The organism is Hyalangium versicolor (assembly GCF_020103695.1).
Classification (GTDB): domain Bacteria; phylum Myxococcota; class Myxococcia; order Myxococcales; family Myxococcaceae; genus Hyalangium; species Hyalangium versicolor.
In genome coordinates, this window is sequence record NZ_JAHXBF010000002.1 from 405,995 (window position 1) to 430,817 (window position 24,823).

Below are 24,823 nucleotides of genomic sequence, written 5' to 3' on the forward strand. Positions count from 1 at the left end.
GGCAACCCCGAGTGTCGGTCACTCGCAGGGACTTCCACAAGCCGCCTGAAGCACTCCGCCGCGTCACATCCGACCCCGGCCCCCTCCAACGGCAATTGAGGGCCGCTTTCAGCAGTGGCCCCGGGGACATCATCATGACGCGTGCTCACGATCTGCCCGCTGCGGTGCAGTGGCATGAGGGGATGCTGCTCGCTCCTCAGCACTTCCAGCAGCAGGACCGCCGCTATGAAGCACTGATTCAGCTCCACCTGGGGCTGGCCATGCCCTTCCACTGGGGGGTGAGCCAGTTCCAGTACGACCGCTCACTCCTGAGCGCGGGCACCCTCCGGGTGCTGGAGCTGGAGGCCATTCTTCCTGACGGGCTCATCGTCTCCCACCGCTCGAGCGAGGGGGACGAGCTGATGCTCGCGCTCGGCAGCCTGCAAGGTGTGGACTGGCAGCGCCCGCAGCGCCTGCATGTCGCCGTGGCGTCCGAGCGGCGCAGCACTCCCGGCCCCAGCCGCTTCGTCTCCACCACGAGCGAGCCGCTGGCCGATGAGAGCACGGGGGATATGCCCCTGCGCATCGCGCAACTCCAGCCACGGCTCGAACTGTTCGCGGGCATTCCTCCCGCCGGGTACAGCGCGCTCCCACTCATCGAGATCCGCCGCGACCACGAATCCTTCCGCGTGGAGGAATATCTCTCCCCGTTGCTGGCGGTGGCCTTCGATTCACCCCTGGGGGCACAGTGCGAACAGCTCACGCTGCGCATCCGCCACAAGGCCGCCAGCCTGGCAGAGGACCTCCGCGCCCAGCAGGGCGAGCCCGCTCAACACGCCGCGACCCAGCGGCTACTGCGTTGGCTGGTGGCGGGATTGCCGGCCTTCGAAGCCGTGCTGCGCACGGGCACGCCCCATCCATTCCATCTCTACCTGGCGCTGTGCACCCTGGCGGGCCAGTTGGCGCCCCTGGGCGAAAGCCAAATCCCCCCCCTCTTTCCCGCCTATGAGCACCAGGACCCGCGGCGCGCCTTCCAGGCCGTCTTCTCCTTCATCGAGAGCACCCTGGCTCAGGGCGTCTCCGAGGCCTACACCCGCATCCCCTTCCAGCCCGAGGGCGGCGGCTTCACCACGCGCTTCCACTCCCAGTGGGTGACCCGCGAGCTGCTGCTCGAAGTGCGCGGCCGGCCTGGAACCACCCGCCAGCAGCTGCTCGGATGGATGGCGGGCTGCCGCATCGGCTCTGAGAGCCGCCACCGGGCGATGCGCGAGACCCGCACGCTCGGGGTGCGCCGCGAGCTCGTCGACAGCCGCCCGGGCCTGGTGCCTCGCCCTGGCGCGCTCCTGTTCTCACTGGAGTCCAGCTCCGCCTTCATCCGCCCGGATGAAGCGCTGGTGCTCGAAAACATCCTCGAGCCGGGAGAGGTCCACGCTCCCGCCGAGGTCTCCCTGCTCATCCGCAACAACGAGTGACGACCATGCGAAATCCAACCCACCCCACCGACACCGAGACGGTCGGAGCCTCTCCCCTGCTCGCGAGGACACGCATCCTCTTCGCGGAGATCCTCCAGCTGCGCCACCAGCTCCAGGCCATCTCCATGCCTGGCCGCTTCGCCGCCAAGGCCCCGCCGGGCCCCACCGTCGAGGAGATCTGGCGCAGGCTGCGCGAACGCATCCAGCAACAGACCGGCCCCGAGGGCGCTCCACGAGGCTCGCTGCTCGAGCGCCAACTGGAGGAGTGCCGATATGTGCTCACCTCCTTCGCCGATGAGCTGCTCGTCCACACGTCCTGGTACGGCCGGGAGGCGTGGCAGCGCAACCTGCTGGAAGATGAACTCTTCGGTACGCATGAAGCTGGGGATCGCATCTTCACGGAAATAGAGCGGCTGCTGCGTGAACGTGACCCCGCTCGCGCCGAACTCGCGCTCGTCTACTTGATGGCCCTCTCGCTCGGATTCGAGGGCCGGTACCGAGCGCTCGAAGCCGGGCCCCAGCTCCAGGACCTTCAGCGCCAGCTCTTCCAGCTCGTCTTCCACCGGGCACCTGATCCGGACACGTCCGCTCGCCGCCTGGTGGACGAGGCGTATGCCCACACCCGGGATGAGCGGATGGATCGGCGGTTGTCGCGCCGATGGCCGTGGGCCGCCGCGATCGCCGCCGTGCTCATTGGGGCCCTCTCCACCGGCCTCCTGCTGCGCCCGCTCTCTTCCTCACCTCCTCCCGCTGCCGCAGTCATGAACCCCTCGCTCCTGGAGACACGGAAATGAACGCACCTTCCTCTCCTCTCCACACGGCGCTGCACCGGCTGGGCGCCACCGGACGTCACCGTGACCGCCGCTACCAGGTGCCCTGGCTGATGCTCGTGGGTGAGCCCGGCTCGGGACGTACCTCGCTGGCGGCAGGCGCCAACCTGCGCCGGCCCTACGGCTCGCCCACGCGGCAGGAGCTGGAGGCAGGCGGCTCGGGCGTCTGGCTCTTCGATCAAGGCGTCGTGCTCGACATGCCAGGCATGACGGAACAGCCCACTGAGGAATGGCAGGCCATCCTCCGCGAGCTGAAGCGCATCCGCGGCCAGCGGCCCATCGATGGGCTCATGCTGACCGTGCCCGCCACCCACCTGATCGGTCCCACGGCATTGGATGAAGTCAGCCTGGAGCGCATGGCGCAGAGGCTCTTCACCCGGTTGCAGTCCCTTCGCCAAGAGCTGGGCGTGCGCGTCCCCGTCTTCGTCATCCTCACCCACTCGGACGTCATCCCCGGCTTCACCGCCTTCTGCCGGACCCTGCCGCCGCGCAGGCGGGACGAGATGCTTGGCTGGTCCAGCCCGTACTCACCCCAGGAGCCCTACTCGCCCACGTGGGTGGACGAATCCTTCCAGGCCATCCACCAAGAGCTGTGCGGAATGCAGCTCGAGCTGCTCGCGAACGGGCAGGGCGAACAGGCGGATCGCGAATCCGCCTTCCTCTTCCCGTCCCAACTGCGCGCCCTGTCCCAGCCGGTGCGGCAGCTGCTCGACGTCCTCTTCCAACCCTCTGCCTTCACCCAGCCCTCGCTGCTGCGTGGCATCTACTTCTGCGGTGACGCCGAGCCAGCAAGCGTCGCCGGGCCTGCCGGAAATCCGCGCACCCCGGCCTTCGTCACGCACCTGCTGGAGCGCAAGGCCTTCCCCGAGAGCGGACTGGCCAGCCCGGATGCCGAGGCCACACGGCGCAACCGCAGGAGTGTCCGCCTCCTTCAGGGAGCATTCGCCGCCAGTGTGTTGCTCGCAGCGCTCTCCCTCGGGTGGCTGTGGAGCCGTGCTCCCGAGCCGGCCCCGCTCCCACCTGCTCCTGTCACGGAGGTGAGCCCGCCATCACCCGGGCCCGAGGAACCTCCATCGCCGAAGAAGGCTTCGGCTCGGCGCCGTCCCGCGCCCAGAGCGGCCCTCACCTTCGACGACGCCCCTCCGCCTGCCCCGTCTCGGTCGGGAGCCTCCTCCTTCGACGATGCCCCGCCTCCGCCGTCGGCTCGGTCCGGCGCAGCGGCCTTCGATGACGCGCCCCCACCTCCTTCCTCGAGACACTAGCCATGGCCGACGCCCTCCCTGCTCCTCCTTCGGGCCTCGAACTCTTCCTGAGGCCCATCTCTCCCGACGCGCCCTCGGGACGCAGTCTCCGCTACGAGCCCCTCTACGATCAGATCCGAGAGGCCCGCCGCGAGGATGACGCCACCCTGCCCCAGGGCGTGTGGCAGACGACGCTGAAGCGCGCCAACTGGGCCCAGGTGAGTGAGATCTGCCAGCAGGCCCTTGCCCACGAGACGAAGGACCTGCAGCTGGCCGCCTGGCTCACGGAGGCCTGGGGGATCCAACAGGGCTTCGCCGGTGTGGAGCGGGGACTTCAGCTGCTCGCCGCCCTGGTGGAGCACTTCTGGGACTCTCTCTGGCCAGCCCTCGAGGATGATGACGTGGAGGCCAGGCTCGCTCCCTTGTCATGGCTCGATGACAGGCTCCCCTCGGTCCTCTGCCAGCTTCCTCTCGTCCAGACACAGGGCCCCGACGCCGCGAGCCATGGCTTCGCGGACTGGCAGCGGATCCTCCACCAGGAGAAGCAGGGAGGGGACCCGGAGAGTGCAGCCGATCAGGGGGATCCCGCCACGGCCGAGCGTGGCCCATTGACCCGGGAAACCTTTCTCGCCATCGCATCCTCGATGCCGGCCTCCGCCCTCGGCGCACTCGCGCGACAGGTGGATGCCGCTCTCGCGGCCAGCTCCACGCTGGAGCAGCAGCTCGATGCGCGGCTGGGAAAAGCCAGCGGCCTGGTCCGCCGGGCCCGCTCCTGCCTCGACGACATCCAAGCGCTGGCCACCACGCTGCGCGGCAGCGCCTCGCAAGAGGAACCAGGTGAGGAGGCCGGTACCGCGCCGGACACGGAGCCCTCGGACCGCCCCGCGAACCTGGGACACCTCCCGCGTGCCATCCGCAGCCGTGAAGACGCCTTCCGCCTGCTCAACCTCGCCTCCGAGTACCTGCGACGCACCGAACCTCACAGCCCGGTCGCCTACCTGGTCAAGCGCGCCGTGCATTGGGGACAGATGCCACTCGATCAACTCCTCGAGGAGCTCATCCCCAATGCCTCCAGTCTTGAAGCGCTCCACTCGTTGCTCGGCATGAAGTCAGACAAGAAATGAACCCCGCTCCTCGTGAGGTCGTAAAATGGCACGAAGCCCTCAGATGCAAGGATTTCCAGCTCCCTTGTTGGACAGGCTCGTCGATCCAGAGAGTTCCTCCTGGCTGGACAAGGACCACCTTCGGGCCTCGGTGAGACGCGAAGTGGCCCACGCGCTGAGCACCCGCTGCACGCTGACCCTGGAGCAGGCCGGCACGCTCGAGCCGCACGAGCGCTCGGCCCTGGACTACGGATTGCCGGATCTGCGCTCACTCGGCTCGACGGCCGCCGAGGCCCGGTACCTGGAGCGGCTCATCGCCCACGTCGTCGAGGCCTACGAGCCGCGCCTGCGGCAGATCCAGGTCTCCGTTCAACTGCCGCCCGAGGAGGAAGGCACTCCCATCGCGGTGATCACCGCCCGGCTGGTGCAAGGCCCTGTCACCGAGCCCATCTCACTTCCCATGCGGCTGGAACGGAACGGAAGGCTCGTGGAGTTGGAAACAGAAAAGGACATCTCATGACCTATATCAACATGTCGCCACAATTCATGAATGCGATCAACCGGCTGATCTACGAGGCATCGAAGAATCCCGTCGAAGTCGGGGTGCTGATGCGGTGGAACGAGAATGACCAGTTCATGTGGACGCTCTGGTCCGAGGCGTTCCATCCAGGCATCGTCACTCAATACTCGGCGCATACCGCGACACGTCAGATCGGGGGACACACCGAGGAGATCCTGATCAGGAATTGGCAAGGTTACGTGCACGAAGCGGGTTTCACTCCCCGGATCGTCGACATCATCTTGACCAAGCTTCCCTGTCTGACGCGCTCGGCGCCATTCACCTTGGGTACCCACCAGCTCCCCTCGGGCTGCACCTTCAAGCTCAAGGAGTTCATCGAAAACATAGCAACCGCTGTTCTCGATTGGAGAATTGCCTATTTCAGAGGTCCAAACCCTGGCCCCGCGATGGATATCGAAAGCGGCGGTGCCATGGCTGTCTTGAGTGGTGTGCCCAAGCTGTCAATCTATCACTTCATGGACCACCACTCTTTCGTGGGGGGAAGTACTCCGGATGGACTGATGATTGCCTGAACAGGCACCCATCACATCTTCCTGCGTGCCTCTCCACCCGAGCAGTGCGCAGTCAAACCCATACACCCTTGCAAAGGAAGAACGACATGCCTGCAAAGGAAAGCACTCAACACGTCCTGGACCGGGTCCGGCCCCCGCGCGTGCAGATCACCTACGACGTGGAGATCGGTGACGCGGTGGAGAAGAAAGAACTCCCGCTGGTGGTGGGAATCCTGGCGGATCTGGCCGGGCAGCAGAAGGAACTTCCGCGCTTGAAGGAGCGCAAGTTCGTCGAGATCGATCGCGACAACTTCGACGAGGTGATGGCCGCCATCGGGCCGCAACTGCGGCTGTCGGTGCCGGACAAGCTCCGCGGCGACGACAGTCGCATGCCCGTGGAGCTGCGCTTCAAGAGCATCGACTCGTTCCACCCGCGCCAGCTCGTCGAGCAGATCGAGCCTTTGCGCAAGCTCCTGGAGTCACGCCAGCGGCTGGTCGATCTGCTCGCCAAGCTGGACGGTAATGACGCGCTGGCGGAGCTGCTGCGGTCCACGTTGGCGGACAAGGCGCGCCTCCAGGAGCTCGAGTCCGAGCTGAAGGCGGCGCGCGAGCATTGAGCATACCCGAAGCCTGACATTCCATTCCCAGACACGAAAAGGAGGACGAGATGATCGAGGAAGGCACACAGGAAGCGCAGCGACAGACGCAGACGGCGGTGGCGCAGCCGGAGCGTGGGTTGCTCACGCGCATCATCGAAGAGGGCCGGATGGCACGAGAAGCCAGCCAGCAGCTTCGCGCCCAGGAGCTGGTGGGTGAGTTCGTGGATCAGGCGCTCGACCAGGACGCCGCCTCCTCCGAGGTGGATCTGGTGGCGCTCATCCAGCAACGCATCGCACGCATCGATGAATTGTTGGGGGCGCAGCTCGATGAGGTGCTGCATGCCGAGCCCTTCCAGCGGCTGGAGTCCTCCTGGCGAGGATTGCACCTGCTGGTCCACGGCACCGAGACGGGGACGAACCTGAAGCTCCGGGTGCTGCACGCCACCCAGAAGGAGCTGCTGGATGACCTGGAGCGGGCGCCCGAGTTCGACCAGAGCGCCCTCTTCAAGAAGATCTACGAGGAGGAGTACGGCACCTTCGGCGGGCAGCCTTACGGTGTCCTCATCGGGGACTACGAGTTCGGCCGCAGCCCTCGGGACGTGGCGCTGTTGGAGGGCCTCTCGCACGTGGCGGCCTCCGCTCACGCGCCCTTCATCTCCGCGGCCAGCTCCTCCCTGTTCGATCTGGACAGCTTCACGGACATCGGCGCCCCGAGAGACCTGGCGCGTACCTTCGAGAGCACCGAGCTCATCCGCTACCGCAGCTTCCGGGACTCGGAGGACGCGCGCTACGTGGGGCTGGTGCTGCCCCACATCCTCATGCGGCTGCCCTATGGCGAGGACACCACTCCGGTGGAGGGCTTCGGCTACCAGGAAGACGTGGACGGCCGCGATCACCACAAGTACCTGTGGGGCAACGCGGCGTACGCCATGGGCCTGCGCATCACCGCTGCCTTCGCGCGGTACCAGTGGTGCGCCAACATCCGCGGGGTGGAGGGCGGAGGCATCGTCCAGGGACTGCCCACCCATACCTTCCGCACGGACGAGGGAGACATCGCCCAGAAGTGCCCCACGGAGGTGGCCATCACGGACCGGCGTGAGAAGGAGCTGAGCGATCTGGGCTTCATCGCCCTCTGCCACAGCAAGGGCACCGACTACGCGGCCTTCTTCGGAGCGCAGACGGCGAACAAGCCCCGCCGCTATGACACGCCCCAGGCCAACGCCAACGCGGAGCTGTCCTCACAGTTGCCGTACATCCTCTCCTCGTCGCGCTTCGCCCACTACCTGAAGGTCATCATGCGCGACAAGGTGGGCGGCTTCGCCTCCCGCCAGGAGATCTCCGAGTTCCTCAACCGGTGGATCAGCCAGTACGTGCAGACGAACGAGAACGCCTCCTTCTCCATCAAGGCCCGCCAGCCGCTGCGCGAGGCGCGGGTGGACGTCGTCGACGTGCCGGGCCGCCCCGGCACCTACCGGGCGGTGGTGTTCCTGCGGCCCCACTTCCAGCTCAACGAGCTGACCGCCTCCATCCGACTCGTGGCCGAGTTGCCCCAACCTGCTGCCTGAGTGAGCTCAGGCGCGCAAACGATACATCCTCACACAAGGTATAGACAGCCATGCCAGAAAGCATCTACCTGAAGATTTCCAAGGCTCAGGGCAGTTCGAAGGTACAGAGCTATACGGGCCAGATCGAGGTCCTCTCCTACCGTTACAGCATCTCCTTCCCCATGACCCTCAACGAGCGCTCCAACGACGGAGAGGTCAAGCGGCAGGGACGGCCCAATCATGGAGAACTCCAGATCACCAAGCTGGTGGATAAAGCCTCTCCCAATCTCTATCTGTCCTGCAGCAAGGGAGAGAGCGTGGGCACGGCGACCCTCACTGTCGCCGGAAGCGAGGACAGCAAGATCTTCACCTATGAAATGACAGACGTCGTCATCACGTCGGTCTCCGTCTCGGCCGGAGGCAAGGGAGACCCCGTCGAGACGGTCGGGATCGACTACGCCACCATCACTTGGAAGGAGGGTGAGAGCAACTCGACCAAGTGGGATCGCAAGACCAACAAGTCGGCCTGAGCCAGGAGGCAGAGCGATGGGGACCCAACAGGACGAGTTGCTCCAGGCCTACCAGCGAGAGCTGGCGTGGCTGCGCGGGGCGGGCGCGGAGTTCGCGGCCAGCTATCCCAAGCTGGCGGCGAGGCTCCGGCTGGGGGCCAGTGAGGTGGGCGATCCCCACGTGGAGCGCCTCATCGAGGCGTTCGCCTTCCTCACGGCCCGTGTCCAGCATGCCTTTGACAGTGATCTGCCAGAGCTGTCCACCACGCTGTTGGGCCTGCTGGCCCCCCATCTGGTGGAGCCGCTGCCCTCACTGTCCATCGCTTGCTTCGAGGTGGACACGGCGGCGGGTCTGCCCCTGGCCGGCCATCGCATCGAGCGCGGTACGCAGCTGCTGGCCGAGCCACGCCCGGGACAGACCTGCCGCTTCCGCACCTGCGCTCCGGTGACGCTCTGGCCGCTGCGAGTGGTGGACGCGAGCCTGGAGTCCCCGCTGTCCTTCAGCTGGCTGCGCTCGCGGCGGGATGTGTCCGCCGTGCTGCGGATCCGGCTGGAGGCCCGCGAGGCCCGGCTGGCGGATCTGCAGTTGGAGCAGCTCCAGTTCTTCCTCGACGGACCACCCGAGGTGGCCTTCCGCCTCTATGAACTGCTCACCTGCCATGCCCGAAGCGTGGCGCTCGTGCCGGACGGCTCGCCGGACGAGCCCCGCTTCCAACCAGCGGACAGCCTGCGGCAGCTCGGCTTCGATCCCGAAGAGGCCGTGCTCCCCTCTCTTCCCCACGTGCACCGCGGCTATCGGCTCCTGCAGGAGTACTTCGCCTTTCCCGAGAAGTTCCTCTTCTTCGAGCTGGCGCTGGAGCGTGCATGCGTCCAGGCCTCCCAGCAGGCGCTCGAGGTTTTCGTGCTGCTGGATGGCGTCCCCCCGGAAGGCCTCTCGCTCACGCCCGAGACGTTCCGGCTGGGCTGCACACCCATCGTCAACCTCTTCCCCAAGCTGGCCGAGCCCATCCGGTTGGATCAGCGCCGCACCGAGTATCCGGTGGTGCCGGACTACCGCCGTCAACAGGAGCTGGAGCTTCACTCCGTCCTCTCCGTCACGGCCGCCACGGATGAAGCCGGGCACACGCGGGCCGTGGAGCCCCTCTTCTCCTGGCGCCACCCGGAGAGCGGCGAGGAGCCTCGCGCCTTCTGGTACGCACGGCGCCAACCCACCGGCCGCGCGCTGGGGCCTGGCTCGCATGTGCTGCTGTCCTTCGTGGACCTGGAGCTGGATCCCCATCTGCCCGCGGAGCAGACACTGCAGGTACACACGCTGTGCACCAATGGAGAGCTGCCCGTGCAGCTCGGTCCTGGCGCGGTGCTCCAGGTGGAGGAACGCGTCCCCGTGGGCGCCATCCGCTGCCTGCGCCGCCCCACTCCGCCACGCACGCCTCCGGACCGTGGCCCCATGCTCTGGCAGCTCGTCTCGTTGCTGTCGCTGAACCACCTCTCTCTCACCAGCGGTCCCCAGGCGCTGGAGGCGCTCGAGGAGCTGTTGCGGCTGCATGACGTCTCCGGAGGTCAGGCGTGCGAACAACAGCTCCAGGGGCTGACGGGGCTGGAATGCCGCCCGGTGGTCCGTCAACGCGGCTGGGACGCGTGGCGCGGCTTCTGCCGTGGCCTGGAAATCACCCTCACCTTCGATGAGTCCCTCTACGTGGGCGGCAGTGCGCTGCTGCTCGCGGCGGTGCTCCACCACTTCCTTGGCCTGTACGCCCCGGTGGATTCCTTCACCCAGCTCGTCGCGAGGAGCGAGCAGCGGGAGGATATATGGAAGCGATGGCCCCCCATGGCCGGCGACGCTCCGCTGGTGTAGCGCAACAGCTCTTCGAGTCCGGCCACCGGTTCGACTTCTTCCAGGCGATGCGCCTGCTGCGCCTGCTCCATCCTCGGGAGCCGGTGCGGCTGCGCGCCTCGGGGGACATGGCCTTTCCCCCCAGCGACATCGTCCAGGTGAAGCCGCCCACGAGACCCGGAGAGGCCCCGGAGCTGACTGCGGCCTTCCTCGGGTTGGGTGGGGTGCAGGGACCGCTGCCGAGGCCTTTCGCGCAACAGCTCCGGGATCGGACTCGCGCCGGTGACACGGGGCTGCGCGACTTCCTTGACATCTTCCACCACCGGCTGCTCTCCCTGCTCTACCAGGGGCGTGTACGGCGCCGCGCGTGGCTGGAGCCGGGCCCGCCCGACTCCCACGCCGTGGCCCGTTACCTGTACGCCTGGATGGGTCTGGGAACGCGGGGCACGCGCGGACGGTTGGAGGTAGAGGATCGAGTGCTGCTGCGATACGCGGGACTGCTCGCCCATCGGCCCGTGTCCCTGGAGGCGCTGCGGGCCCTGCTCTCGGACGCGCTGGGAGTGGGCGTGAAGCCGCGGGCGCCACGAGGTGCCTGGCTGAAGCTCGAAGACGATCAGAGGACGCACGTGGGCCTCACGGGACGCAACCAGCGACTCGGCCGAGGCGCGGTGCTCGGCACGCGCGCATGGCTGGAGCAGGCAGGAGTGGAGTTGGAGCTGGGCCCGCTCTCCTGGCGCCGTTATGTGGACCTGCTGCCCGGAGGCCGAGGACTGGGCACCTTGCGCTCGCTCACGCGCTTCGCGATAGGCCCGAGTCCGGAGGTGAGCCTGGTGCTGTCCGTGCGCACCTCTGAGATCCCCGAGCAACCCCTGGGCGCTTCGAGCGGCTCCCGCCTGGGGTGGACGTCCTGGCTCAGCGCCAGGCCCGGCCGCCAGGGAACACAGGCGGTGGCGCTCTCGCCCCGTCACATGTCCGCGACACAGGAGGGAACATGAGATCGGGATTCACGCAGGACCAGGTCTACCTCTCTGTCACCACGCCCCTGGGCAAGGACGTGCTGCTGCTGCACGGCTTCCAGGGCGAGGAGGCCCTCTCCCAGCCCTTCCACTTCACGCTGGAGCTGCACTCCGAGCGGCTCGACGTGGACTTCTCGCGGGTGGTGGGCAAGGGCGCCGCCATCTCCCTGGCCCAGAGAGACGGCAGCGAGCGGTGCTTCCACGGCGTCATCACCCGCTTCGTCCAGGCCGGCACCTTTGGGGACTTCACCCGGTACATCGCCGAGCTGCGCCCCTGGCTGTGGCTGCTCACCCTCACCCGCGACAGCCGCATCTTCCAGAGCCAGACGGTGCCGCAAATCCTCGAACAGCTCTTCCGGGATCTGGGCTTCACCGACTTCCGTCTGGCGCTGCGGCGCAGCTACACGCCGCGCGAGTATTGCGTGCAGCATCAGGAGTCCGCCTTCGACTTCGCCTCCCGGCTCATGGAGGACGAGGGCATCTTCTACTTCTTCGAGCACACGAAGGACCGGCACACGCTGGTGCTGGCGGACGACGCGGCGGCGCATGTTCCCTGCCCAGGGCCAGGGGTGGCTCGGGTGCAGGGGCATCAGGACGCGGCGAGGACGGAGGATGCCGTCACCGGGTGCGAGTTGGAGCAGCAGGTGGTGCCTGGACGCTATGCCCTGGGGGACTACTTCTTCGAGACGCCGTCGACGCGACTCCAGGCGCGAGTGAGTGGCCCGGAGCCACGCCTCGAGCAGTACGAGTATCCCGGGGCCTTCACCCGCCAGGATCAGGGCGAGCAGCGCGGCCGCATCCGCCTGGAGGCCCACGAGGCGCTCTCGCGGAAGCTGCGCGGCCAGAGCCACGTGCGCTGGTTCATTCCCGGCTACCGCTTCACCCTCGCCGAGCACGAGCGCTCGGACATCAACGCGGAGTACGTGCTGCGCTGGGTGTCGCACTCGGCCACGGTGGAGGGGTACACCAACAGCTTCGAAGCCTTCCCCACGGCCACGCCCTTCCGTCCGCCCCGGGTGACGCCCCGGCCGGTAGCCAACGGCGTGCAGAGCGCGCGGGTGGTGGGCAAGCAAGGCGAGGAGATCTGGACGGATGAGTTCGGCAGGGTGAAGGTTCAATTCCACTGGGATCGCCAGGGCCAGAAGGATGAGCGCAGCTCGTGCTGGATCCGGGTGGCACAGAGCCAGGCTGGCAAGGGCTGGGGGAACTTCTTCCTGCCCCACGTGGGCCAGGAGGTGCTCGTCACCTTCCTGGATGGAGATCCGGATCGGCCCATCATCACCGGCTCCGTCTACAACGCCGAGCAGAAGGTGCCCTACGCACTGCCCGCCTCGCAGACCCGGAGCACCCTGCGCGGCGATGCCTCGGGCGCGGGAGAACCCAATGAGCTGCGCTTCGAGGACAAGAAGGGCGCGGAGGAGCTCTACCTGCACGCCCGCCGGGACATGAAGGTCTCCGTGGAGCGCAACAGCAAGACGGAGATCCAGGGCAACTACACGCTCCGGGTACAGGGCAACCTCACCCTGGACGTGCGGGGATCCATCAACATCCAGGCTGGGAGGAACTTCACCCAGAAGGCGGGAATGTCCCTGAAGAGCTCCGCGCGGATGAATCTCACCCAGAAGGCGGGGCTCATCCTGGAGAGTTCGGCGGGGACGCTGCTTCGGCACAAGTCCGACCTCATGATGATGGTCGACGCCCAGACGATGATGAGCAACGTCAAGCTCATGCACGCGCTCAAGGCGACACCCCTCATCATCCAGGGGCCGATGATCATGCTCCCGATGGCGGGGCCGCCGCTCCCGCCCATGCCGCCCACGGGATAAAGGCTCCGCGTCCATCCCCCGACAGACGCGGAGCCCCCAAAGGAGAGAGGAACCACGCCTCTCCTGCGAGCAATCCTTTCGAGATTCGCGCGGGCTCGCCGTGAAGCCTGGGTGAAGATCTGACGGCAACCCTGTCGTGGAGGATGACGACGCGTTTGAAGCACAGCCGTTACAAGACCTCTCCTTCACCTCCAACAAAGAGTGACAGAATCGCCAAAATTGGCGCGTAAAGAGACGACCCGTCTGCTCCTCCCTCTCACTCGGATCGAGGGCTCATGGGTCGCTCCACGCTGGTTTCGGTTCTCATCGCGGTCAGCAGCACTGCCCTGGCTCAGGAGTCCTCGGGCCTTCGCGGGCACCTCAAGGACGCCAAGACGGGTGAGCCGCTGCTGGTGTGCCCGGTGACGGTGATCGCCGGCGGCAACACGCTGGTCGAAACGGACCTGGAGGGGAACTACGAGCTGCCGCTGCCGCCAGGCACGTATGACGTGCGCTTCTGGTGCGACCAGTACGAGGGCGTGGACGTGAAGGGCGTGAAGATCGCCCAGGGCTTCGTGCAGCGCGATCTCGCGCTCAAGCCGGTGGAGGGCTCGTTCGTCGAAGAGGTGGTGGTCATCGGCAAGGTGGACACCAAGAGTGAGAGCGGCCTGCTGCTCCAGCGGAAGATGGCGAACACCGTGCAGGACTCGATCGGCAGCGAGCAGATCTCCCGCTCGCCAGATTCGAATGCGGGGGACGCGGTCAAGCGCGTGACTTCCGCCACGGTGGTGGGCCGCAACGTCTACCTGCGTGGCCTGGGCGGGCGCTATGCCGCCACCACCGTCAATGGGGTGGCACTCCCCAGCACGGACCCGGATGGGCACCAGGCGCCGCTCGATCTGTTCCCCAACTCGCTCCTGTCCACGCTGACGGTGCAGAAGACCTATTCGCCGGAGCTGGGCGGCGCCTTCGCGGGCGGTGTGCTCGGCATCGAAACCAACTCCTATCCCGCGGAGTTCCAGGCTCACATCAAACTGTCCCTGGGAGCCAACAGCCAGTCCACCTTCCACTCGCGCCGCAGCTATGAGGGCGGGAGCCTGGACCTGCTGGGCATCGACGACGGCAGTCGCGGGCTGCCCAACAGCGTCCCCAGCGACAGGCCGCTCACCCTGAGCGATCCCCAGGCCGAGAAGGTGAGCGAGAGCTTCAACAACGTCTGGAGCAGCAACAAGACCGGGGGTCTGCCCAACGGCAGCCTGAACGTGTCCGTGGGCAACACCCACCAGTGGAGCCAGGGACGCGCCTTCGGCTACCTCGCCAGCGCGACGTTCTCCCGGGGTGCCTCGTCGACCAACGCCGACGTCCAGACGTTCCGCATCGACGGCGAGGAGCTGCACCTCAAGGATCAATACAGCTCCGAGTACGGCGCCACGAGCACGAACATGGGAGCGCTGTTCAACGCCGGCTACCAGCTGGATCCCATGAACGATGTGAGCGTGCTGGCGCTCTTCAGCCGCTCGGCGGAGGACTCCGCGCAGTGGCTGCAAGGGAGCTCCGACACGGATGGCGCCTTGTTCGACTCCACGCGCTTGAAGTTCTCCGAGCGGATGTTGAGCTTCAACCAACTTCGGGGCACGCACCGCTTCGGCTCGGACGGCGCCACCGTGCTGCGCTGGCAGGGCAACGTGTCCGTGACGAACGCCGAGGAACCCGACACCCGAGACCTGTTGTACCTGGTGGATGAGGGGGTGCGGCGCTTCCGCCAGGCGGCCAACAGCGGGGAGCGCTTCTTCTCCCACCTGGAGGACACCAGCGGTGGCGCCACCGCATCCTTGAGCTTCGCCGCGGGGCCGCTGGAGTTCAAAGTAGGCGGCGCGGCGCAGCTGTCCAAGCGCTCCTTCGATGCTCGACGCTTCGCCTTCCTGTTTGTCGGTGACGACCCAGCCCTGCTGGGGCTGCCCGCAGAGGAGATGCTCTCGCCGGAGAACATCGGCCCCGCGTTCCTCGCCGAGGAGCGCACCTTCCTCACCGACCGCTACGATGGGCAGCAGGCTCTCTATGCCGGCTTCGTGGACGCGGAGATGCCGCTGTCCAATCGCCTGCGCGTAACGGCGGGGGTGAGGCTGGAGGCCTTCTCGCAGAAGCTGGAGTCCGGCAGCCCCTTCGCCCACGGGCAGCCGCCTGCGTCCACGGATCGCTCCACCGTCAACCCGCTGCCCGCGATGAACGCGGTCTTCGCACTGACGGAGAAGGCGAACCTTCGCACCGGCTACAGCTTCACGGTGGCGCGGCCCCAGTTCCGGGAGGTCGCCCCCTTCCTTTATTACGACGCCATCCGCCGCCGCAGCGTGAGCGGGAACCCGGACCTGGTCTCCTCGCGCATCCACAATGTGGACCTTCGGTGGGAGTGGTTCCCCACCGAGTACGAGGTCTTCTCCGTGGGCGGCTTCTACAAGCGCTTCCTGGATCCCATCGAGCAGGTGGTGGTGAGCTCCAACCAGGGCGACCTGGGCTACCGGAACGCGGAGCGGGCGGATGCGCTGGGGTTCGAGTTGGAGGGGCGGGCCTCACTGGGCCGCCTGAGCCAGGCGCTGAGCCCCCTGCGCGTGGGCGCCAACCTGAGCCTCATCTCCTCACGCGTGAGCCTGGGCAGCCAGCAACAGGTCAGCACCAGCCAGCGCCGCCCGCTGCAGGGCCAATCCCCCTACGTGGCCAACGTGAACGTCACCTATACGCAGGACGGCTGGGGCACCGAGCTCTCTCTGCTCTACAACGTCTTCGGCCGACGGATCTCCGAGGTGGGTTTCAACCGGCTGCCGGACACCTACGAGCAGCCGTTCCACCGAGTGGACGTGTCACTCACCCAGAAGCTCTCGTCGAAGCTTCGCCTGAAGCTGACGGGTGCCAACCTGCTCAACCAATCCACCGTCTTCCAGCAGATGGACGAGGAAGTGTTCCACTACCACCCGGGCGTCACCGTCACGGCGCAGATGGAGTGGACGCCGTTCTGAGCCCCTTTCACCCCGCAGTATTCCCGACCCAATGGAGCAATCATGAGATCGATGCGGATCTGGGCCTGTGTGTGCGCGCTGTCGGCGCTCGCTGCCTGTGGCGATGACGAGAAGAAGGACGAGACTCCCACCCCTCCCACCGTCGACAAGTGCGAGGCGGGCCAGGATGTCTGTGAGGTCTCCCAGAACATCACCTCCGACACCACCTGGACGAAGGACCACACCTACCTGCTCAAGGCGAATGTGTTCGTGAAGGACGCGACGCTGAAGATCGAGGCGGGCACGGTCATCAAGGGCAGCTACAACACCTCGCTGGCCATCACCACCTCCGCGAAGATCGACGCGCAGGGCACGGCGGCGGCGCCCATCGTGTTCACCAGCGTGGTCGACACGGGCTCGCGCCAGGCGGGCAACTGGGGTGGCGTCGTTCTGCTGGGCAAGGCGCCCATCAACGTGCAGGGCGGCGTGGACAACATCGAGGGCTACCCGGAGAGCGCGGACACCCAATACGGCGGTAGTGACGCCGCGCACAACTGCGGCACCATCAAGTACACCCGCATCGAGTTCGCTGGCTTCCGGCTGGGCGGCAACAACGAGCTGAACGGCCTGACGATGGGTGGCTGCGGCACCGCGACGACCATCGACTACGTGCAGGTCCACCGGGGCCTGGACGACGGGGTCGAGGTGTTTGGCGGGACGGTGAACATCAAGCACGTCGTCATCACCCTGCCGGACGATGACGGCCTGGACTGGGATCAGGGGTGGACGGGCAAGGCACAGTTCGTGGTGATCCAGCAGAACCGGCTGGTGGGCAATAACGGCATCGAGGCGGACAACAGCGCGGCCTCTCCGAACGCGACGCCTCGCTCGAACCCCACGGTGTGGAACCTGACGCTCGTGGGCTCGGATCAGCCCAAGGGCAACGCGGCGCAGACCCAGGGCGGGATCATCCTCCGCGCGGGCACCGCGGGCAGCATCAACAACGGCATCGTCGCCTACTTCAACGACTTCGCCCTGGACGTCTCCGCGTCCGAGTCCATCGCGCAGGCCAACTCGGGCAACATCACGGTGAAGAACACCACCTTCTGGTCCACCAAGGTGGCTTACGACGCGACCAACTTCTTCGTGAAGTCCGCCGCCACCGACGGCAGCGACTTCAGCGAGTGGGCGAAGTTCGGCCCGGACGCCGAGGCCAGCAACACCATGGCGGATCCGAAGCTGAGCAAGGCCGTCTACAAGGCTGGCACTGCGCCGAGCTTCAAGCCTGACGCGAGCCTCGTGGGCGGCACGCCGCCTGGGGATGGCTTCTTCGACACCAGCGCGACCTTCCGGGGCGCGGTGGGCGACGTCAACTGGCTGGACGGTTGGACGGCCTTCCCGGAGAGCTGAGGCACTGACGCATTGGGCGCGGGGATGCCGCGTGCTCCGGCCATGTCGGCCACGGGTTCCGGAGCATGCGGCGGCGCGCGGATTGTCACACCAGCGTGACGCCCTCTCTTCCTCAAAGAAGAACTGTCACGCAGTGTTCAACTCAGACACGTCCGAGCGCGTTGCAGGATCGCCACCATGCGTCTCCGCCCCAGCCTCACCCCTCCTGCCCGCGACGCGAGGCTTCGCAGCGCTCCTGCCATCTCTCCCAGCGAGCGCCAGCGCGTCCCCTCGGGGCTGCAACGAGCGCCTGAACAAGCGGTGAATTTCATCGCCTCCTTCGAGGCCCGGCTCGATCTGCCTCCGGAGCGTCTGCGCGAGAAGGAGACGCTCATGCGCGAGAACGTCTCGGCCTTCTTCCGGATGATGCCGGCCCTGTTCCACGACGACCTGCGCGGCCCCTACGCCTCCGCCTCCCAGCTGCTGGACCGCCCGGCCCCTCGCATCCTGGTGGGAGGAGATACCCACATCCAGAACTTCGGCACCCTGCGGGGCCCTGACGGCAGCACGGTGTGGGGGCTCAATGACTTCGACCAGGCCGGGCTGGGCTCGCCCGAAGCGGACCTGACGCGGCTGGCCACCAGCGCGGTGCTCATGGCCCGTGAGGCCGGACTGAGCGCCAAGGAGCAAACGGAACTCGTCTCGGTGCTCGGAAAGGCCTACTTCGGTGAGCTCGATCGGCTGGCGGAGAAGGGCTCCTCCCCTGGCGCCTTCCTCACGAAGAAGGAGGCCCAAGGCAAGGTGGATGACCTCATCGGCGAAGCGCGGGACGCCTCGTCCGAGAAGCTGCTGGAGAAGTACGTCCGGCTCGATGAGAAGGAGGGGCCTCACTTCCGGAAGACGGACACACTGCGGCCCGTGCCTTCCTCGGTTCGCAAGGATCTCAAGGCGGCGCTCGAGACGTATGAAGCAGGCCTGCGAGGCACGCAGGCGGTGGCTCGGCCACTGAAGGTGCTGGATCAGGCACAACGGCTGGATGCTGGTGGCAGCAGCTACGGGCTGGGGCGCTATTACGTACTCGTCGAGGCGGCCCGGCCGAAGGATCCTCCCGTGCTGCTGGAGCTGAAGGAGTTGCTGGCTCCCAGCATCGCGGAGCCGCCTGTGCCCGCCAATGGATCCGCAGCGGTAGACGCGCAGAAGCAACTCGGGGGGTTTGCCAGTCCGCTCACGGGCGCCACCCGAATGGGCGGCCGGGCCTTCCTCGTGCGCGAAGTAGAGCCCGAGAAGGCGAAGCTGGCAGATGATGCCCTCAACGGGAAGAAGGAGTTGGCCTCCGCCTTCGAGCAGGCTGCGCGAGTGCTCGCACGAGCCCATGGCGCCACCCCCCAGCAGGTGGCCCTGCTCGAAAAGTGGGTGGGAGACGACGCCCAGCAGGCGACGCGACAGCTGGCCACCTTCGCTCAGAGCTACGCGACACAGACCCAGGCAGACTGGCAGGCGTTTCGCGCCAAGAGCCCTGAGTCGCCGTGAGCCAACCCCAGGCCTCCTCGCTCCCTCACAACTCCACCCCACTGCCTCCATAAAAGGAGGGCCATCCACGGCCCGGGGAGCGACACGCCGGTGCCAACGGAACACATCGAACAGGACGACAGCGGCCGTGTGATCGAGCGCTTCTTCCTGGACGACGAGGGTCGCCTGGAGGGCACAGCCACCACCTATGACGAGGAGGGACGGCGCGTCCAGGAGTCGCACTGGCGAGCAGGCACGCTGCATGGCCCCATGAGCATCTACGCCCCTGATGGACAGGTGCTGCAGAGAGTCATGTTCGAGGCGGGCCAACTCCAAGGGCCAGCGGAGCTCCAGGATGAGCAGGGGCATCTGCGCATGAAGTTCGCCTTCCACGAGGGCAAGCTGGATGGCGAGCTGCACGCCTGGCAGGACGACCAACCCCTGGTGAAGCACGTGCTGGCAGCAGGAGAGCCCGAGGGCCCGCTCGAACTCTACGAAGAGGGCAGGCTGACCCAGCGGGTACTCTTCCACCAGGGACGGCCTGTCGAGCAACCATCCGAGACTCCCGGGCGGCAGCCCTCTGAGGCCATGGCCGCGACAGAGGGGGAGCAGCAGGCCCCAGAGCAGCTCCCCTCCTGGCTGCACGGCTGGCTTCATGGGGGCGGCGGCTCTTGAAGCCATCACACGGGGGGAGTTGGGCACTCCAACCCCTGGAGATGCCCTCCCCTGCTGTTCCTCCAAGGAGACACACCATGAATCGGATGCTGTCCGTGGCGGTGGCCGCCGTCGTAGCCCTGGGATTCGGAACCACGGCACGCGCTGAATCCACCTCCCTCGTCATCACCCGTAAAGACAGCCCCCAGGTGCTGACCCTGGGCGGCGGCCCCGAGGGAAAGGACGGCGCAGCGGTCGTGCTGTCACCCAACCAGGCGTTGCCCGGCCAGAACTTCTCGCTCGAGCCGGTAGGGAAGCCGGAGGATCAGACGTTCAACATCGTCTCTTCCCTCAACAAGCTGTGCGTGGACGTCAAGGGTGGAAGCACCGAGGACGGAGCCGAGATCATCCAGAAGCAGTGCAATGGAGCCACCTGCCAGGTGTTCCGCGTGAGCGACCGGGGCCCTGATGGCCATCGGGAGCTCCGCAACGAACTCAGCGGGAAGTGCATGGCGGTAGGCAAGGACTTCGCACTCGTCCAGGTCACATGCAACGGAAAGGATGATCAGCGCTTCCGGATCAGCCCTCCTCGCAAGAATTGAGGCACCGCCGTCACATCCGCGAAGTCATCTGTCTTCCAAGGCACTGACTCGATGTCTCGGAGGATTTCACGGATGGATATCAAAGCGCTGGCAACACTCGTCGGAACCTTGTCTCTCGGCTCGCTCGCAGCGGGCTGCGCCACCCAGCACCACGCCGCACAGACCCGCACGGAGAAGGGCTCCCAGGGCTCCTGCAGCACCAAGGGCAGCGATGCATCCTGCAGCACCAAGGCTCCGCAGAAGGGCAGCGAGAGCGCGTGTGGAGAGGGCTCCTGCGGTGGCGCCCCGAGCGCCTCGACTTCGGAGAAGGGCACCGAGTCCGGCTGCGGAGCAGGCAGCTGCGCGGGCAGCAGGTAACCCGCTCCGCCAGCCTGTGGATTCGCTCAGAGGGGGCGCACGTCTGCCCACCTCCTCCTCACCGCACGGCCGAAACGAGCGCCAACCTGCCGATTCATTTGACTTTTCGCCCTCGGAGAACAATGGATGCGGCGCTCCCGTCGAGCCGAGGGTCCTCATGGACCCTGTGACACAACCAGCACGTGACATTTTCACGCCAGGCCGGTGTTTCGCTGGTGCCCTCTCATTGATCCACAGGCTTCCATGACGTCGCTCTTCCTCCTCGCCCAGGCCAGCCAGACCGAGGTCGGCTGGCTGAGTCACAAGCTGCTCAGCGTCACGCTCTCCAGCGCCGAGTGGGTGCTGTGGCTGCTCGTCTCCCTCTCCGTGCTCTCCATCGCGTTGATGCTCGAGCGCGCCGTCTACTTCGCCACCCACCGGCTCAATGACTCCGAGGCCCTCGCCCTCAAGCTGGCTCGCGGCGAGTTCGACAGCGTCCGCTCCGCCGTCGAGGGCAAGAAGGGCATGGAGGCCGCCGTCATCCGCGAGGGCCTCGCCTCCACCTCCCAGGGCGCCGACACCGTGGAGCAGGTCATCGCCTCCACCGTGGCCCGCGAGCGTCCCCAGTACGAGCGCTACCTGTCCTTCCTCGGCACCCTGGGCAACAACGCCCCGTTCATCGGACTGTTCGGCACGGTGCTCGGCATCATCAAGGCGTTCCATGATCTGGGCGCCACCAACGTCAAGGGCGCCGCCATCCAGCAGACCGTGATGGCCGGCATCTCCGAGGCGCTCGTCGCCACCGCCGTGGGTCTGGCCGTGGCCATCCCCGCCGTGGTCGCCTTCAACGTCTTCAACCGCCAGCTCAAGACGCTCACCAGCCGCACCAACGCGCTGGGCTTCGCGCTCGTGGGCAGCCTGCGCGCCGAGGGCCGCAAGGTCCCCGCCTCCACCGAGGGGCGGTAGGCCATGGCCGGCGGCGCTCAGCAGGACAATGACGAAGAGATCACCGGCATCAACGTCACACCGCTGGTGGACATCGTGCTGGTGCTCCTCATCATCTTCATGGTGACGGCCAACTTCATCGTCCGCGAGACGGTCGAGGTGGATCTGCCCCGCGCCGCCAATGGCGGAGAGACGGTGCAGGGCCTCGTCAACGTCGTCATCGACAAGGAGGGCAAGATCTTCTTCGACGGCACCGAGGTGCCCGAGGACGAGCTGTCCCGCAAGGTGTCCGAGGCCGTGGCCAAGGACAAGGACACCCGCGCCATCATCAGCGCGGACCAGACGCTTCCGTACGGCCGGGTGATGCACCTCATCGACGTGGTGAAGGGCCAGGGCATCGCCAAGTTCGCCCTCAACATCCAGAAGGACGCCGCTCCCGCTCCCGCGGCCGCTCCCGCGAGTCCCTGAGGCGAGGCGCCGCATCATGAGTCAGGCGATACTCGACACCCCGCTGCCTCCTCGCCGCTCCTCGCAGTGGGCCCTCGTCTTCGTGCTCGTCTCGCTGGGGCTGCACGGCGTGGGCCTGTTCGCGCTCAGCCGCATGAAGGCGCGCGAGATCCCCACGGCGCAGAAGCCGGTGGAGCTCGTCATGGTGGAGGTGCAAAAGCCACCGCCACCGCCTCCGCCCAAGGAGGAGCCCAAGCCTCCCGAGCCTCCCAAGGCGAAGCCCCCGCCCAAGCCGCCTCCCGTGAAGGTGGCTCAGGCCGAGAAGCCGCCTCCTCCGCCTCCGGAGCAGGCCCCACCTCCGCCCAACGAGCCGCCCCCGCAGCCCACCAAGCCGGTGCCGCTCGTGGTGGGCATCTCCATGTCCTCCACCACCGCCGCCGGTGGTTTCGCCGCGCCCGTGGGCAACACCGCCTACGGCAAGGTGGACAGCACGGCCAAGGCCCCCTCGGAGGTGAAGGAGTACGCGGCGCCCAAGTACACTCCCATCTACCAGGTGGACTCCGAGCCCACCGTCGCCTCCGAGGTGAAGATCCCCTACCCCGAGGAGGCCCGGCGCGCCGGCATCGAGGGCACCGTCACGCTCTCCATCACCATCGATCCCGAGGGCAAGGTGGTGGCCGCGAAGATCATCTCCGGCCCGGGCTACGGGCTGAACGAGGCCGCGCGAGACGCCATCAAGCGCTTCCGCTTCAAGCCCGCCATCAAGGGCGGCGAGGCCGTCTCCACCGAGATGAAGTACGCCTATACCTTCCTGCTGGACTGACGACGGCCACGGCTCTCGCGGCCGTCGTCCCCTCAGGTGCCCGGAGGGCCTTCCTTGCCACCTTTCACAAGAGGTGCGGCCTGGGTGTTATCCGCCGCGGCCCGCTGGGCCTTCAGCTTCTCCACGGCCCGCCTCATCACGTCTCTCAGCGAGCGCAGGTCCGCCGCGCACAGCGCCGAGATGGCCGCAGGAGGCTCCGCCAACCGCTCAATCAGCCGCCGGCTCACCTCCGCGCCCGCCTCGGTCAGCCACAGCAGCTTCACCCGCCGGTCATGGTCGGCGCTGCGCCGCTCCACCAGGCCTCGGCCCTCCAACCGGTCCACCAGCCCCGTCACGTTCGAGGCATCACATCCCAGGTAGCTGGCAATCATGCTCATCGGCTGTGGCCCGTTGCCGAGCGACCGCAGCATGTGCACCTGCACCGGCGACAATTCGAACTCGGCCGCCAACGCGGGGAAGTTCCGCATCCGCTCCTGAATGAGTTCGAAGAGCGCCGCCCATGCCTCTCGCGCCAGGTCCTCGTCGAGTCTGGGGGACGCCATGCCCCCGCAATCTGGATTCGCACGGGCCTCCATCCGCTCCGCTTCTGTCCTGCTCATGCGCCCATCGTAATTCACTCGGTCGACCTCGACAATTGACTCCCTCAACCATTGCGAGATACAAGCTCGTTCCCAGTGTAGGACAATGGGAGGAACAACCGTATGACGCCCCTTCTGGCGCTGGCCCTCGCGGTCACGACCGCAGGACCGGTGCTCACGCTGGACGAGGCGCTGGCCGAGGCCCAACACAAGAACCTGGACCTCAAGGCAGCGCGCGCTCGGCTGCAACAAGCCGAGCAGGCCTCGCGCAAGGCCTGGGCCGGCTACCTGCCCACCGTCAACGTCGGCGGCACGTATACCCGCAACTCGGACGAGGCGCGCATCTTGTTCCCGCTGCGCAGCGTGGTGCGCGACACGGGAGCGCCTACCAGCGGTCCGCCGGATGAGACGGGCAGCCCCACCAACCTGGCGGTCGTCAACGCGGAGGCGCTCGACATCACCCTCCAGCCACTCAACCAGTTCGGCGCGCAGGCGGAGGTGCGTCAGGCGCTCATCGTCCCGCAGCTGTGGGCGGGCATCCAGGCGGCCACGCAGGCCGAGCACCTGGCCGAGCTCAACATCGAGGCACAGCGGCGGGAGATCCTCTTCGCGGTGGCGCAGGCGTACTACGGCGCCTCTGCCTCCGAGGCGGCGCTGCGAGCCCAGACCCGGCTGCTGGAGTTGAACCAGGCGCGGGAGAAGGACACGCAGGCGCGCTTCCAGGCGGGCACGGTGACGCGGGTGGCGGTGCTGCGCGCGCAGTTGGACCGGACGCGCGCCGAGCAGGATCTGCTGCGCTCGCGCAACGCGCTGTCGGCCGCGAAGCTGGCGTTGGCCACGCTGCTGCAGCGGGATCCGAACTTCGAGCTGGCGCCTCCCGCGGAGCCGCAGCTTCCGGCGCAGCAGGGAGACCTGGCGGAGAAGGCGCTCGAGCAGCGTCCAGACGTGGCGGCCTCGCGCGAGAACGAGGAGTTGGCGCGAACCAACCGCCGCGGGGCATGGCTGAGCTACCTGCCAACGGTGGGGTTGTCCGGAGCGTATCGGTGGAGCAACGCGGCGGGCTTCACGGGGAAGAACACCTCGTGGCTGGTGACGCTGGCGGCTTCGTGGACGCTGTGGGACGGCGGCCTGCGCGAGGCCAACCTGCACGAGCAATCGGCGAAGGTGGCGGAGGCCGAGGCACTGCGGCAGTCGGCCGAGGCGCGCACGCGCGAAGAGGTGGCGCGCTACCAGTTGGAGTTGGAGAGCGCCCTGGCCAACCGCTCCAAGGCGCAGGAGGCCGTGGAGCTGGCTCGCGAGTCGGCACGGCTGACGGACATCAGCTTCCGGGCGGGCGTGGCCACGTATCTGGAGGTGGCGGATGCGAACACCTCGCTCACGTCGGCCGAGGTGGGGTTCGTGGCCGAGCAGCTCCAGGCCTCGCTGGCGGCGCTGCGGCTGCTCAAGTCGGCGGGAGTGTTCCCTCCACCCAACCTCGACAGGGAGGGAGGCACGGCCCAGGGAGAGGGAACTCCGCCCGCCACGCCTGCGCCCTGAAGGGACTGGGG

General features: G+C 67.1%; 23 protein-coding genes. 22 read left to right on the plus strand and 1 reads right to left on the minus strand.

The features are described 5' to 3' along the window. Nucleotides 1–134: 134 nt before the first annotated feature. From tssK to KY501_RS05280, 21 genes are all read left to right on the plus strand, one after another. Complete coding sequence (gene tssK, locus KY501_RS05180; RefSeq protein WP_224361397.1) at nt 135–1,451, plus strand: type VI secretion system baseplate subunit TssK; 1,317 nt, start codon at nt 135–137, stop codon at nt 1,449–1,451. Nucleotides 1,452–1,456: 5 nt separating this feature from the next. Beyond that, nucleotides 1,457–2,245 (plus strand): DotU family type IV/VI secretion system protein, encoded by a 789-nt coding sequence (locus tag KY501_RS05185; RefSeq protein WP_224361398.1) that lies wholly within the window; start codon nt 1,457–1,459, stop codon nt 2,243–2,245. Then, nucleotides 2,242–3,543: a type VI secretion system protein gene (locus KY501_RS05190; RefSeq protein ID WP_224361399.1), complete on the plus strand. Its 1,302-nt coding sequence runs from the start codon at nt 2,242–2,244 to the stop codon at nt 3,541–3,543. Before KY501_RS05185 ends, KY501_RS05190 begins: the two co-directional genes overlap by 4 nt. A gap of 2 nt (nt 3,544–3,545) precedes the next feature. Further along, the gene (tssA, locus tag KY501_RS05195) at nt 3,546–4,646 is read left to right on the plus strand and encodes a type VI secretion system protein TssA (RefSeq protein ID WP_224361400.1); all 1,101 of its coding nucleotides are present in this window, start codon (nt 3,546–3,548) and stop codon (nt 4,644–4,646) included. Between the two features lie 64 nt (nt 4,647–4,710). Next, complete coding sequence (gene tssE, locus KY501_RS05200) at nt 4,711–5,145, plus strand: type VI secretion system baseplate subunit TssE (protein ID WP_255635875.1); 435 nt, start codon at nt 4,711–4,713, stop codon at nt 5,143–5,145. Further along, the gene (locus tag KY501_RS05205) at nt 5,142–5,717 is read left to right on the plus strand and encodes a hypothetical protein (protein ID WP_224361402.1); all 576 of its coding nucleotides are present in this window, start codon (nt 5,142–5,144) and stop codon (nt 5,715–5,717) included. Before tssE ends, KY501_RS05205 begins: the two co-directional genes overlap by 4 nt. An 86-nt stretch (nt 5,718–5,803) precedes the next feature. Next, nucleotides 5,804–6,313, plus strand: coding sequence for a type VI secretion system contractile sheath small subunit (gene tssB, locus KY501_RS05210; RefSeq protein ID WP_224361403.1), 510 nt, complete (start codon nt 5,804–5,806; stop codon nt 6,311–6,313). Nucleotides 6,314–6,363: 50 nt separating this feature from the next. Continuing rightward, nucleotides 6,364–7,860, plus strand: a complete 1,497-nt coding sequence (gene tssC, locus KY501_RS05215) for a type VI secretion system contractile sheath large subunit (RefSeq protein WP_224361404.1) — start codon at nt 6,364–6,366, stop codon at nt 7,858–7,860. A 50-nt stretch (nt 7,861–7,910) separates the two neighbouring features. After that, a complete protein-coding gene (locus tag KY501_RS05220) occupies nt 7,911–8,369 on the plus strand; it encodes an Hcp family type VI secretion system effector (protein ID WP_224361405.1) in 459 nt (152 codons plus the stop codon). A 16-nt stretch (nt 8,370–8,385) separates the two neighbouring features. Next, nucleotides 8,386–10,203 (plus strand): type VI secretion system baseplate subunit TssF, encoded by a 1,818-nt coding sequence (gene tssF, locus KY501_RS05225; RefSeq protein ID WP_224361406.1) that lies wholly within the window; start codon nt 8,386–8,388, stop codon nt 10,201–10,203. Next, entirely contained in the window at nt 10,158–11,177 is a 1,020-nt protein-coding gene (gene tssG / locus KY501_RS05230) for a type VI secretion system baseplate subunit TssG (RefSeq protein WP_224361407.1), read from the plus strand. Before tssF ends, tssG begins: the two co-directional genes overlap by 46 nt. Continuing rightward, nucleotides 11,174–13,024: a type VI secretion system Vgr family protein gene (locus KY501_RS05235; protein WP_224361408.1), complete on the plus strand. Its 1,851-nt coding sequence runs from the start codon at nt 11,174–11,176 to the stop codon at nt 13,022–13,024. Before tssG ends, KY501_RS05235 begins: the two co-directional genes overlap by 4 nt. Nucleotides 13,025–13,299: 275 nt before the next feature. Beyond that, a complete protein-coding gene (locus tag KY501_RS05240) occupies nt 13,300–16,014 on the plus strand; it encodes a TonB-dependent receptor domain-containing protein (protein WP_224361409.1) in 2,715 nt (904 codons plus the stop codon). 42 nt (nt 16,015–16,056) lie between these two features. Then, the gene (locus tag KY501_RS05245) at nt 16,057–17,403 is read left to right on the plus strand and encodes a beta-helix domain-containing protein (RefSeq protein ID WP_224361410.1); all 1,347 of its coding nucleotides are present in this window, start codon (nt 16,057–16,059) and stop codon (nt 17,401–17,403) included. A 177-nt stretch (nt 17,404–17,580) separates the two neighbouring features. Beyond that, nucleotides 17,581–18,912, plus strand: a complete 1,332-nt coding sequence (locus KY501_RS05250) for a DUF2252 family protein (protein ID WP_224361411.1) — start codon at nt 17,581–17,583, stop codon at nt 18,910–18,912. A gap of 90 nt (nt 18,913–19,002) precedes the next feature. Beyond that, nucleotides 19,003–19,566, plus strand: coding sequence for a toxin-antitoxin system YwqK family antitoxin (locus KY501_RS05255; protein WP_224361412.1), 564 nt, complete (start codon nt 19,003–19,005; stop codon nt 19,564–19,566). Between the two features lie 77 nt (nt 19,567–19,643). Further along, entirely contained in the window at nt 19,644–20,147 is a 504-nt protein-coding gene (locus KY501_RS05260) for an RICIN domain-containing protein (RefSeq protein ID WP_224361413.1), read from the plus strand. 72 nt (nt 20,148–20,219) lie between these two features. Further along, nucleotides 20,220–20,504: a hypothetical protein gene (locus KY501_RS05265; protein WP_224361414.1), complete on the plus strand. Its 285-nt coding sequence runs from the start codon at nt 20,220–20,222 to the stop codon at nt 20,502–20,504. A gap of 243 nt (nt 20,505–20,747) precedes the next feature. Further along, nucleotides 20,748–21,449, plus strand: coding sequence for a MotA/TolQ/ExbB proton channel family protein (locus KY501_RS05270; RefSeq protein ID WP_224361415.1), 702 nt, complete (start codon nt 20,748–20,750; stop codon nt 21,447–21,449). A gap of 3 nt (nt 21,450–21,452) precedes the next feature. Continuing rightward, nucleotides 21,453–21,896: an ExbD/TolR family protein gene (locus KY501_RS05275; protein ID WP_224361416.1), complete on the plus strand. Its 444-nt coding sequence runs from the start codon at nt 21,453–21,455 to the stop codon at nt 21,894–21,896. A 16-nt stretch (nt 21,897–21,912) separates the two neighbouring features. Further along, entirely contained in the window at nt 21,913–22,698 is a 786-nt protein-coding gene (locus KY501_RS05280; RefSeq protein WP_224361417.1) for an energy transducer TonB, read from the plus strand. Between the two features lie 32 nt (nt 22,699–22,730). Here KY501_RS05280 and KY501_RS05285 read toward each other — a convergent pair whose 3' ends face one another. Next, nucleotides 22,731–23,240 (minus strand): MarR family winged helix-turn-helix transcriptional regulator, encoded by a 510-nt coding sequence (locus KY501_RS05285; RefSeq protein WP_224361418.1) that lies wholly within the window; start codon nt 23,238–23,240, stop codon nt 22,731–22,733. 159 nt (nt 23,241–23,399) lie between these two features. On the opposite strand from KY501_RS05285, the gene KY501_RS05290 reads away from it, so the two are divergent. Further along, the gene (locus KY501_RS05290; protein ID WP_224361419.1) at nt 23,400–24,812 is read left to right on the plus strand and encodes a TolC family protein; all 1,413 of its coding nucleotides are present in this window, start codon (nt 23,400–23,402) and stop codon (nt 24,810–24,812) included. Nucleotides 24,813–24,823 lie beyond the last annotated feature (11 nt).